The organism is Fodinicurvata sediminis DSM 21159 (assembly GCF_000420625.1).
Taxonomy (GTDB): domain Bacteria; phylum Pseudomonadota; class Alphaproteobacteria; order Kiloniellales; family DSM-21159; genus Fodinicurvata; species Fodinicurvata sediminis.
In genome coordinates, this window is sequence record NZ_ATVH01000013.1 from 539,982 (window position 1) to 551,308 (window position 11,327).

Consider the following 11,327-nt stretch of genomic DNA (forward strand, 5'->3'; position numbering starts at 1 on the left):
GTTTTCCTATCTTGTTCAGTCGATCAAACTCGGCAGCCACAGCGTTACCCAGGGAACATACGAGACAAGTGCGATAACGCCGACGAGGACGAGAAGGAATGGCCAGAGGTGTCGCGCCACCGTTTCTATGCGCAGCCCCGTGATCGAGGCGGCCACGAAGAGGGAATAGCCCAGCGGAGGCGTCACCATACCGACCGCGAAGTTTATGACCACCATCGCTCCCAGTTGAATCGGATCCAGTCCGATTGAGTTCCCCACGGCGATCAGGACTGTGCTGAGGATCACCATTGCGGAGAGCGTATCCATGACAGCCCCGAGAAACAGGAGGAGGAGGTTGAGGATAAGCAGAATCAGGATCGGATTATCCGTGATGGATAGAAGCTGTTCGGCGACCTGGGAGGGCAGCTGCTCGTTGGAGACGACCCAGGCGAAGGCATAGGCCGTGCAGATGATGAACATGATGATGGCGGTGGTGCGCAGCGACTGTAGCAGCACGCCCGGCAGCCTGTGCCAGCTCAATTCGCGATAGATGAAGACTCCGACAATGAAGCTGTAGAAGGCGCCGACCATGGAGGCTTCCGTGGGTGTGAAGACGCCACCATAGATACCGCCCAGAATGACGACAGGCGTAAACAGGGCCCAGATTCCATTCCGGATTGCCAGGACGATTTCACGAAATCCCGCTCTAGCTGCGCGCGGTACACCCCGGATTATGGCATAGAGGTAGCTTATGGCCACAAATCCGAGTGCAGCGACCAGGCCGGGAATAATTCCCGCCAGGAACAGCTTGGAGATCGATTCCTCGGCCAGGACACCCCAGACGACCATGGGTATTGAAGGAGGGATCATCTGACCCAGGGGGCCGACAGCGGTTGCGAGCGCGGCCGCGTAGCCCCGTTCGTAACCCCTCTCTTCGAGTTCCCGCGTCATGACGGAGCCGATGGCCGCGGTCGTTGCGGGGGCCGACCCGGAAATGGCTCCGAAAAAGGTTCCAGCGCCCACAGTGGCCATGCTCAGTCCCCCCGGCAGGTGACCGATCATGGATGAGGCAATGTGTACAAGTCGGCGCGAGAGCCCGCCTTCGCTCATGATATAGCCGGCAAGGACAAATCCCGGTATGGCGAGAAGGCTGTGAACTCCGGTTCCCGCGACGAGGCGCTGACTGAGGATCAACGGGTTTGCATCGTTCATCCACATGCCGACCAGGGCCAGGATGCCCAGGGTAAAGGCAATCGGCATGCCCAGCAGCAGGAGGACGAGAAGCCCCACGATCAATACGATTGCCACGGTGGTCATAAAGCACTCTTTCCCAGGCTTCCAGCATCACGCAGGCTCGGCCGCGTCAGGCGGGCCAGGACATGCAGCAGCATGAAGGCGCCCGAAACCGGTATGGAAGCGTTGCGGAGCCACAGTGGGTAGTTGATTGCCGCCGAGGTTCGTCCCGCCGTGAATTCAGCGAATTGCCAGCCATAGAACAGCATGGCGAAGGCAAATACACCGACGCCCAGAAGAATAAGACGCTCCAGCCCGTCGGACAGTACGTTCGGCAGTAGATCGCGAAGCAGCGTGACGCGTACATGGAAATCCTCGCGTACGCCGAGGCTTGCGGCCAGGAAGACCGTCCATGAGAACAGCAGCAGACCGATCTCGCTGGGCCAGGGCAGTGAGTTCTGCACCACGTAGCGGAAAAAGACCCCGATCAGCAGCGTTGCCACGAGCGCCACAGCCGTCATGCAGGCAATGCCGGCCGTGAAACGCGCGACCCATAGGCTGAGGGTCTCCAGTAGCTTTTGGAAGAACAGCATGAAGGTTTTTCCGGACATACCTGATAAGCAGAGCATCGCACCCGGCGGTACGCAGGGCCGCCGGGTGCGATCGATTATGCCGGCTTATTCCTGTCCGGTGGCTTCGAGAGCCTTGCTCATGATCTCGTTTCCGATGGTCTCCCGATAGTCCTCATAAACGGGTCGAACGAGGTCCTGGAAGGCCGCGACATCCTCGACCTCGTTTACCTCCATGCCGGCCTCTTCGATGCGGCTGACCATTTCCGCGTTGTTGGCACCCACCGTTTCACGTTGCCGCTCTATGGTCGTTTCCGCGGCACGCTGGACCGCCTGTTTCAGTTCATCGCTGAGTTGGTCGAAGGTCTGTTTCGAGAGCAGCAAAGCCGGGGCGTTGTAGACATGTTGCGTCATGGAGAGGTATTGGGTGACGTCCGGGAAGTTGTTGGCATAGATCACGCTCAAGGGGATTTCGAGCCCGTCGATCGTGCCCTGCTGGACAGCGGTGAAGACCTCGCTCCATTCCATGGGAATGGGATCCGCTCCGAACTTATCGAAACTGTCGAGGTAAATGTCGAAGGGTTGCACACGCAGACGGATGCCTTCCATGTCGTCTGGTGTCGAGACCGGGCGCTTGTTGTTGATCGTGTTCCGGAAACCCGCTTCGACAAAGCCAAGGCCGACAATGCCCTCTGGCTCGAGCGTGTCCAGGATCATCGTTCCCACTTCACCATCCAGAACCTGGCGCGCCTGTTCGTTGTCCTGGAAGATAAAGGGCAGATCGATCAGCTGAAAAGCCGATGAAATCGAGGCGATTTGCGTAGCCGTGATGACTCCGGCTTCAAGCGTTCCAAGCTGCATGCCCTCCAGCATCTCGGTTTCATTGCCGAGTTCGTTGCTGGGAAAGAATTGGACATCGAATTCCCCGGGCGCTTCATTCTCGAGTTCCTCGGCAAAATAGTGGGCGGCGATGGCATAGGGGTCCGTTTCACTGTCGGCGGTCGGCCAGCCGAGGCGCAAGGTCACTTCCGCGGCCGCGGCTGGAATCTGCATGGCAGCCAGGGCCAGCAAGGCAGCGGAAAGACCCAGCAACCGGAATTTACGAATCTGGAAATTCTTCAGTCTCATGACGCGTCTCCTCTCGTGATTTATGTGTTTGTTATTATTGTTGTGCTTGCCTGTTCAGGCTGCAGGTAGAAAAAGCAACTCTTGATCTTCTTTCGTCTTCAGTCCCTTCGCGGTTTAGTGGCTGCCGAACGCACGGCCAGGCCGCTACTGGTCGTATCCCGGATTTGCCTCATCAACCTGGCGCAGCATGGCCTGCCATTCCATTTCGCCATAGACACGGCGCACATCCGGATCGTACAGCTTGGCCGTCTTTTCGCAGACCTCTTCGGGCGGCAGCTGCAATTCGCTGCTGGCATTCATAACGTCCACCTGGACCTTGCAGGCGTTCTCCAGCCAGTACATCAGGTTGAAGGCATGGGCGATGTTCAGTCCACAGGTCAGAAGTCCATGGTTGCGCAGGATCATCGCGTAATGTGGGCCCAGGTCGGCGACCAGGCGCGCGCGCTCGTCCAGGTCCAGCGCGACGCCCTCGTAATCGTGATAGCCGACACGGTTATGAAAACGCATCGAAGTCTGCGCAATAGGCAACAGGCCACATTTCATGGCCGAAACCGCCATGCCCGCCCGTGTATGGGTGTGGATCACACAGTCCACATCCGGCCGGGCCTCGTGCACGGCGCTGTGAATCACGAAACCGGCCTGGTTGATGCCATAGCCAGTGCCGGGATCCAGCAGGATATTGCCTTCGTGATCGATCTTGCAGAGGCTGGACGCCGTCATTTCGTTGTAGCGCAGTCCGTAGGAGTTGATCAGGAACTGATCCGGATGACCTGGCACGCGGGCCGAGATGTGGTTGTAAATCAGGTCGGTCATCCCGTAGAGGGCCATCAGCCTGTAACAGGCCGCCAGATTGACCCGTGCTTCCCACTCTTCGGATGAGACCTGATCGCGCAGGGTGGCCTGTTGCCTGCTGATGACGTTCAATGCTGTCTCCATCTCACTGGAATTCGAATTGTATTTATCGAAGTATGATGAGTTGAATTCTCTCAAGTCAATGAATGAAGTCATGTGGGGGATGGTCCGGTCCGCTTCCTCACTGGCGTGAGCGTGGTATCTTCGATAGAAGGATGGCCCGTCTCACCTTCAATCATGACCGCGCGAGCGCCCGTGTCCGAACGATCCGCCGAGACCGCTGAAGACAGCCCTGCCGAAGGCAAACCCGCGGTGGCTTCCGAGCAGGCCGCCACGCCGATGATGGCGCAGTATCTGGAAATCCGGGCGGCGCATCCGGACTGCCTGCTGTTCTATCGCATGGGCGATTTCTATGAGTTGTTCTTCGACGACGCGGTCCAGGCGGCGGCGGCGCTGGACATCGCGCTGACCCGCCGCGGCCAGCATGCCGGCGAGGACATTCCCATGGCCGGCGTGCCGGTGCATGCGGCCGAGAGCTACCTGGCGCGCCTGATTCGCAAGGGCTTCAAGGTCGCCATCTGCGAGCAGACCGAGGACCCGGCCGAGGCGAAGAAGCGCGGCGCCAAGGCCGTGGTGCGGCGCGAAGTGGTGCGCATCGTCACCCCCGGCACGCTGACCGAGGACGAGCTTCTGGACGCGCGTGCCCACAACTACCTGGCCGCGCTGGCCGAGGCCGGCGGCGGTCTGGGCCTGGCCTGGCTGGACATCTCCACCGGCGACTTCACCTTGATGGCCGTAACGCCCGACGCTCTGGGTGCTGCCCTGGCCCAGGTCGAACCGGGTGAATTGCTGCTGTCGGAGAAGCTGGCGGACAAGGACGGGCCCCTGGCCGAGGCCCTGGGGGAGTGGCGGGCGCGGCTGTCGCCTCTGCCGGTCAGCCGCTTCGACAGCACCAATGCGCGCCGGCGCCTGGAAGAGGCCTTCTCGGTGGGCACGCTGGCAGCCTTCGGTGAATTTTCGCGCGCCGAGATCGCGGCGGCCGGTGCTTTACTCGACTATCTGGAGCTGACCCAGAAGGGCAAGCGTCCGCACCTGCAGCCGCCGCGCCCGGCCGGTGCCGGCGGGCAGATGCAAATCGATCCCGCCACCCGGCGCAACCTGGAACTCATGCGCGGCGCCGAGGGCGGCCGGGCTGGCAGCCTGCTGGCCACCATCGACCGCACGGTCACCGGCGCCGGCGCGCGCCTGCTGGCCGCCCGGCTGGCCGCGCCGCTGACTGACGCGGCAGGGATCGAGGCCCGGCTGGAAGGCGTCGAGTATCTGCTGACAGAGGACTCCTTGCGCGCTGATTTGCGCGGCAGCCTGAAGCGCAGTCCCGACGTGGAGCGGGCGCTCTCCCGCCTGTCGCTGGGACGCGGAGGGCCGCGTGACCTGGCCGCCGTGCGGGATGCACTGGTTGTTGCTGCGGAGCTGCGCGGTCATCTGGTGAAGGCAGGCGACTTGCCAGAGACCCTGGCGCGGGCGCGGGAAGCACTGGCCGGGAAGGAAGAGCTGGCTGCGCGCTTGCAGCAGGCCCTGGCAGGCGAACTGCCGTTGCAGGCGCGCGACGGCGGCTTCATCGCCGAAGGATTTTCTTCCGAACTCGATGAGTTGAAGGGCCTGCGCGACGAAAGCCGGAAATTGATCGCCGGACTGCAGGCTCGTTATGCCGAGGACACCGGCATCGCCTCGCTGAAGATCCGGCACAATAACGTGCTGGGCTATTTCATCGAGGTCACCAGCGCCAGCGCCGGACGCATGCCCGACGGGCCCGAGGCGGGCTATATCCACCGTCAGACCCTGGCCAGCGCGGTGCGCTACACCACCGTGGAACTGTCGGAGCTGGAGAAGAAGATCCTCTCGGCCGGCGACAAGGCGCTGGCGCTGGAGATGCAGCTGTTCGGCGAGCTGGTGGAGGCGGTGCTGGCCGAGGCCGAGGCCATCACCGAGACGGCCCGGTCGTTGGCGGAGGTGGACGTGGCTGCCGCATTGGCCGAACTGGCAGGGCGCGAGGGCTGGTGCCGGCCCGAGGTGGAGGAAAGCAGCCGATTCGAGGTCACCGCCGGGCGCCACCCGGTGGTCGAGGCCGGCCTGCGCCAGGCGCAGGAGGGGCCCTTCGTCGCCAACGACTGCGAGCTGCAGGACGACAGCCGTCTGTGGCTGGTGACCGGTCCCAACATGGCCGGAAAGTCCACCTTCCTGCGGCAGAATGCGCTGATCGCCGTGCTGGCCCAGATGGGCAGCTTCGTGCCTGCCCAGCGGGCCGTCATCGGCACTGTGGACCGCCTGTTCAGCCGTGTGGGCGCCGCCGACGACCTGGCGCGCGGGCGATCCACCTTCATGGTCGAGATGATCGAGACCGCGGCCATCCTGAACCAGGCTGGTCCGCGCGCCCTGGTCATCCTGGACGAGATCGGCCGCGGCACGGCGACCTTCGATGGCCTTTCCATTGCCTGGGCCTGCGTCGAGCACCTGCATGAGGTCAATCACTGCCGAGCGCTCTTCGCGACCCACTATCACGAGCTGACTCGCCTGACGGCCAGCCTGGAGGCCCTGTCCTGCCACGCCATGCAGGTGCGCGAGTGGCAGGGCGAGGTGGTCTTTCTGCACGAGGTCGGCCCCGGGGCCGCCGACCGTTCCTACGGCATCCACGTGGCGCGTCTTGCCGGCCTGCCTCAGGCGGCGCTGACCCGTGCACAGGAAGTGCTGGAGACTCTGGAACAGGGGGACCAGGCCGGTGCGCTGGCGCGTCTGGCCGACGACCTGCCGCTCTTCGCCGCCGCCCAGGCAGAGCCCGCGCGCGGCGGTCTGGCCGAGGACGTCCCCGACCCGCACGCACCCCTGGCCGAACGCCTTCAGCAGACCAATCCCGACGACCTCACCCCCCGCCAGGCCCTGGAGCTGCTCTACGAGCTGCGCGGCCTGCTGCCGGAGGAGCGGTGATGGGGAAATCTTTCACTTACAAATAGTTTCCTCATGCTGAGCGACCGATGATGGCGTCGGGGCAGGCGTCCGCGTCACCCCTCCACGCGCCGCTGCCAGGCGCTCGCCACACTATGGTCCGGATTGATCTCCAGCGCCTCGCGGTAGTCCCTGGCGTCCAGGGCTCGCTCGTCCAGATTCTCGTATACTGTGCCACGTTTGGCGTAAGCCCACGCACGCTGGCTGGGTACGAGCTCCTGCTTCAGTTCGACCGCGCGGTTCAGGTCGACCAGCGCGCGGGCCAGGTCGCCCCCCGGGAATGGAGATGGGCGCGCCGGACATAGGCGAAGACGTAGGGCGACTTCACCCCGAGGGCCCGACTCTGATCGGCGATCCGCCTGGCTCAGGTTGTCCCGCCAGAGGTGGCATGCGCCGCGATTGCTGTAAGCGCGGCCGTTGTCTGGGGCGTAGTCGATGGCGTGATCGAGATCATTCATGGTGCCTGCGTTGCAGTATCCGTCGCGCCAGTTCGGTCCGCACTCGACACGCAGGACGTAGGCGTCGGCAAAACCAGGATCCGCCGCCAGCGTCCGGTCGAAGGCGTCGACGGCAGCGGCGCAATCGCTACGCTTCAGCCGCTTTCCCTCCTCGAAATGCCGCCGCGCCGCCGCCTGGTCGTCCCTCGCCTAGTCGTCCCTCGCCTGGCCGCCCTCTGCGGGCGCATCCGATGCGGGCGGGTCGCGCTCGGCGAGCCTTTCGATATCTGCGAGTACGCGGCGGAGCTCGGTATCGTCGGACATCACATCACGGCGCATCGTGACCTTCACGAGTTCGGACCGGTGGGCGACCTCGTGTAGAAAAGCGTGGTAGTCGGCCCGCGTGGCGTCGGTCACAGCCTTGGTCCCGCCATCCACTGCGACGCCGTGGCGTGCCGCGATTTGCTCGACGTCAGCCGGAACCCCCAATTCGGCGAAGGCCCTATCCGTGACCAGCACGGCATAGGAATGGTAGGTCTCGTTCCAGCTATCGTACGTCTCGTACATGTAGATGCCGTCATCCAGAGGCATCAGCTTGGCCTTGGTGTCGCCGAGGGCGTAGGTGCCTGTGTCTTCGTAGTAGGTGCCCTCACGGCATTCGATCTCGTCGGTACCGAGGTCGAGCGTGCAATAGGGTCCCGCCGGTAGCTCCCGAGCCTGCACTGCCGCGCTGTCGGGTAGCATCTGCAACTGCCCCGTCTCCAGACATCCGCCGAGCAGCAGCGCCGCTGCCATGACCATGCAGGTGCGCGCTGCGCTGCGCCTAGACGTCTTCCTGTTCCGTTTTTGCATTGTTTCCCCCTTCCCCTTGCATATCGGCCGAGTCTCCCAGGCCGCACCCCGTCATTGTACGGTCGCCTTTCAACCACATCCGTTCAACGATGCGCCAGGAAATTAATGCCGAATTCCTCTTTTGGCACAAAAACTTGTTTCCGGACTCGGCCGAACAGCCTGTTATTGAGAGATATGAAGCGGTCTTTGTAGAGAAGGCGTATCGGGTTGTCCGAGGCGCCGCAGAGGTGCCGCAGCCATCCAAGCCAATACCGCTATTAAACGGAAAGGCGGTATCCTTTAATAACGCTTCGGCTTATTAAAGGACCGTTTAGCAAGGAAACATCCTTCTCCCCTTGCCCTCGGGCGGCAAAGGGACAATCCTTGAAGGCATGGTATCGCCCACACCCGCCGCCGTTCCCGAAGAGGCCCAGCCGCTGGCCGAGGCTGCGCTGGCGGGCGGCAGCCAGCCCGAGGATCGGCTGCGCGGCCGCCGCGACATCGTCAATCGCCAGCGCCTGCAGGAGAAGATCGCCGCGACCTGGTTTCGCGCCTCGACGCCAGAGCGCGCGCGCTCGGAGATTCTGGACATCCTGAAGGAGGCCCAGGCCGACGGGCGCGACGAGATCGAGCGGCGCTTCTTCGAGGGCGCTTCGGGCCTGATGACCGCCCAGGCCTTCAGTTTCCTGGCCGATCAGTTGCTGCGTCTGGTCTATGATCACGTCAGCCACGACCTCTATCCCCTGCACAATCCCTCGACGGCCGAGCGCTTGACCCTGGTGGCCGTGGGCGGCTATGGGCGCGGCGAGCTGGCGCCCTATTCCGACATCGACCTCCTGTTCCTGCTGCCCTACAAGATCACGCCGCGCAGCGAGCAGGTGATCGAAGCCGTGCTCTATTTCCTTTGGGACCTGGGCTTCAAGGTGGGCCATGCCACGCGCTCGGTGGAGGACTGCATCCGTTTGGCGCGCAATGATGTCACCATCGCCACCAACCTGCTGGAAAAGCGCTTCCTCTGGGGCGACCAGCCCCTGTTCCTTGAACTGCGCGAGAGCTATAGCAACGCGGTTCAGTCCGGCCGCAGTGCCGCCTTCATCGAGGCCAAGCTGGCCGAACGCGAGGAACGCCACCAGCGTCACGGCGAGGGCTCGCGCTATGCGCTGGAGCCCAACATCAAGGAGGGCAAGGGCGGCCTGCGCGACCTGCACACGCTGTTCTGGATCGCCAAGTTCGCCTATGGCCTGGACGACATCGAGCGCTTCATCGACACCGGCGTCTTCTCGCGCCCCGAGGTGCGCAAGTTCGCCAAGGCGCTGGCCTTTTTCTGGACTCTGCGCTGCCACCTGCATTTCCTGACCGGCCGCGCCGAGGAGCGCCTGACCTTCGACCTGCAGCAGCAGATCGCCCCGCTGATGGGCTACAAGCAGCATGCGGGCACCCAGGCTGTCGAACGCTTCATGAAGCACTACTTCCTGATGGCAAAGGACGTGGGCGACCTGACGCGCATCTTTTGCGCCCAGCTCGAGGCCGAGCACGAACGCCGCTCGCGCTTCCGCCTGTCACCGCTTCTGGGCCGGCGGAAGGTCTCGGGCTTCCAGCTCGACGGAGACCGCCTGTGGGTGAAGGACGCCGAGGTTTTCCAGAAGACTCCCGTCGAGATGCTGCGCATCTTCCGGGTGGCACAGCAGAACGATCTGGACATTCACCCCCAGACCCTGCGCTGGATCACGCGCAATCTGAAGTACATCACCGACGCGACCCGCAAGGACCCGAAGGCGAACGCCATCTTCCTGGACATCCTGACCTCGGAGCACGCCCCTGCGGTGACCTTGCGGCGCATGAACGAGGCCGGGGTTTTCGGCCGTTTCATCCGCGACTTCGGGCGCATCGTCAGCCAGATGCAGTTCAACATGTATCACCACTACACGGTGGACGAGCATACCATCTTCGCCATCGGCATCCTGCACGATATCGAACAGGGGCGCCTGGCCGAGGAGGCGCCGATCGTCACCAATGTGGTGCACAAGGTGCTCTCGCGCCGAGTGCTCTATGTGGCCGTGCTGCTCCACGACATTGCCAAGGGCCGGCCCGGCGACCACTCCGAGGTTGGCGCCGAGATCGCCCAGCGGCTCTGCCCGCGCCTGGGGCTTACAGAGGAGGAGACCGAGACGGTCGCCTGGCTGGTGCTGCACCACCTGAAGATGAGCGACACCGCCTTCAAGCGCGATATCGACGATCCACAAACCATCCAGTCCTTCGCCGACCTGGTGCAGTCCATGGAGCGCCTGCGCCTGCTGCTGATCCTGACGGTGGCAGACATCCGCGCCGTCGGGCCCAACGTCTGGAGTGCCTGGAAGGCCGCCCTGCTGCGCGAGCTCTACTGGCGCACTGAGGAGGTGCTCTCCGGCGGCCTGATCACCGAAGGCCGCGAGCGCCGGGTCGAGGCGGCGCAGCAGGCCCTTCGCGAAAAACTCTCTGACTGGCCGGCCGAGGAGGTGGAGGCCCATCTGGAGCGCGGTTATGCCTCCTACTGGCTGTCGCTGGATGGTGAGACCCACGCCCGTCACGCAGAACTGGTGCGCGAAGCCGAGGCGGCCGGCCGCCAGCTGACCGTGGACACGCGCATCGACGCCTATCGCCAGGTCACCGAGGTTACGATCTATACCCCCGACCACCCCGGCCTGTTCAGCCGCATCGCCGGGGCCATGGCGGTGGCCGGTGCGTCGGTGGAGGGGGCGCGCATCTTCACGCTGTCCAACGGCATGGCGCTGGACATCTTCTATATAGAGGACGCCACCGGCGGACCCTTCGACCGGGCCGACAAGCTGGAGCGCCTGCGCGGCGCCGTCGAGGACAGCCTGACCGGCCGCCTGAAGCCACAGCAGGAGCTGAAGAAGCAGGGCACGCAGCTGCCCTCGCGCCTGGAGGTCTTCAAGGTGCCGCCGCGTGTGCTGATCGACAACAAGGCCAGCCGCAACCACACCGTAGTCGAGGTCAATGCCCGCGACCGCCCCGGCCTGTTGCACCGCATCACCGAGGTCATCACGCGCCAGCACCTGATCATCGACAGCGCCAAGGTAACCACCTATGGCGAACGGGCGGTGGACGCCTTCTACCTGCATGATGCGCTGGGCTCGAAGGTGGAGGACGAAGCCCGTCTGCGCCGCCTGCGTCACCGCCTGCTGGAAGCACTGGAAACCACACCGGGCGGGGCGGAACCGGCGCGCAAGGCGCCGGCACGCCAGCGCAGGAAGGTCGAAGCCAAGGCGGGTCGGCAGAGCTCGGCCTGATCGGCTGC

Annotated in this window: 8 protein-coding genes; 2 read left to right on the forward strand and 6 right to left on the reverse strand. The window is 63.7% G+C overall.

Annotated features, from left to right (window positions below):
* Nucleotides 1-15 precede the first annotated feature (15 nt).
* The 4 genes from G502_RS0107605 to G502_RS0107620 form a co-directional block, all read right to left on the reverse strand.
* On the reverse strand, nt 16-1,296 hold the full coding sequence (locus tag G502_RS0107605; RefSeq protein ID WP_022728068.1) for a TRAP transporter large permease: 1,281 nt from the start codon (nt 1,294-1,296) through the stop codon (nt 16-18).
* Nucleotides 1,293-1,805, reverse strand: coding sequence for a TRAP transporter small permease (locus G502_RS0107610; protein ID WP_022728069.1), 513 nt, complete (start codon nt 1,803-1,805; stop codon nt 1,293-1,295). The genes G502_RS0107605 and G502_RS0107610 overlap by 4 nt, the downstream gene beginning before the upstream one ends.
* An 84-nt stretch (nt 1,806-1,889) precedes the next feature.
* Nucleotides 1,890-2,909 carry a DctP family TRAP transporter solute-binding subunit gene (locus tag G502_RS0107615; protein ID WP_022728070.1) on the reverse strand — a complete coding sequence of 340 codons (1,020 nt, stop codon included), beginning with the start codon at nt 2,907-2,909 and terminating at the stop codon, nt 1,890-1,892.
* Nucleotides 2,910-3,053: 144 nt separating this feature from the next.
* Nucleotides 3,054-3,845: a class II aldolase/adducin family protein gene (locus tag G502_RS0107620; RefSeq protein ID WP_040487898.1), complete on the reverse strand. Its 792-nt coding sequence runs from the start codon at nt 3,843-3,845 to the stop codon at nt 3,054-3,056.
* 153 nt (nt 3,846-3,998) lie between these two features.
* Here G502_RS0107620 and mutS point away from each other — a divergent pair, with 153 nt between their 5' ends.
* The gene (gene mutS, locus G502_RS0107625; protein WP_022728072.1) at nt 3,999-6,743 is read left to right on the forward strand and encodes a DNA mismatch repair protein MutS; all 2,745 of its coding nucleotides are present in this window, start codon (nt 3,999-4,001) and stop codon (nt 6,741-6,743) included.
* Between the two features lie 74 nt (nt 6,744-6,817).
* On the opposite strand, the gene G502_RS0107630 is transcribed toward mutS, so the two are convergent.
* Nucleotides 6,818-7,219, reverse strand: a complete 402-nt coding sequence (locus G502_RS0107630; protein WP_022728073.1) for a tetratricopeptide repeat protein — start codon at nt 7,217-7,219, stop codon at nt 6,818-6,820.
* A 189-nt stretch (nt 7,220-7,408) separates the two neighbouring features.
* The gene (locus G502_RS0107635; protein WP_022728074.1) at nt 7,409-7,999 is read right to left on the reverse strand and encodes a hypothetical protein; all 591 of its coding nucleotides are present in this window, start codon (nt 7,997-7,999) and stop codon (nt 7,409-7,411) included.
* A gap of 422 nt (nt 8,000-8,421) precedes the next feature.
* Between G502_RS0107635 and G502_RS19220 the strand changes: the two genes are divergently transcribed.
* Entirely contained in the window at nt 8,422-11,319 is a 2,898-nt protein-coding gene (locus G502_RS19220; RefSeq protein WP_081649728.1) for a [protein-PII] uridylyltransferase, read from the forward strand.
* Nucleotides 11,320-11,327 lie beyond the last annotated feature (8 nt).

Bases quoted from the DNA above. Each gene is read 5' to 3' on its own strand.
- G502_RS0107605 (WP_022728068.1), bottom strand. From the start codon at position 1,296: ATGACCACCGTGGCAATCGTATTGATCGTGGGGCTTCTCGTCCTCCTG.
- G502_RS0107610 (WP_022728069.1), bottom strand. From the start codon at position 1,805: ATGCTGTTCTTCCAAAAGCTACTGGAGACCCTCAGCCTATGGGTCGCG.
- G502_RS0107615 (WP_022728070.1), bottom strand. From the start codon at position 2,909: ATGAGACTGAAGAATTTCCAGATTCGTAAATTCCGGTTGCTGGGTCTT.
- G502_RS0107620 (WP_040487898.1), bottom strand. From the start codon at position 3,845: ATGGAGACAGCATTGAACGTCATCAGCAGGCAACAGGCCACCCTGCGC.
- mutS (WP_022728072.1), top strand. From the start codon at position 3,999: ATGACCGCGCGAGCGCCCGTGTCCGAACGATCCGCCGAGACCGCTGAA.
- G502_RS0107630 (WP_022728073.1), bottom strand. From the start codon at position 7,219: ATGAATGATCTCGATCACGCCATCGACTACGCCCCAGACAACGGCCGC.
- G502_RS0107635 (WP_022728074.1), bottom strand. From the start codon at position 7,999: ATGGTCATGGCAGCGGCGCTGCTGCTCGGCGGATGTCTGGAGACGGGG.
- G502_RS19220 (WP_081649728.1), top strand. From the start codon at position 8,422: ATGGTATCGCCCACACCCGCCGCCGTTCCCGAAGAGGCCCAGCCGCTG.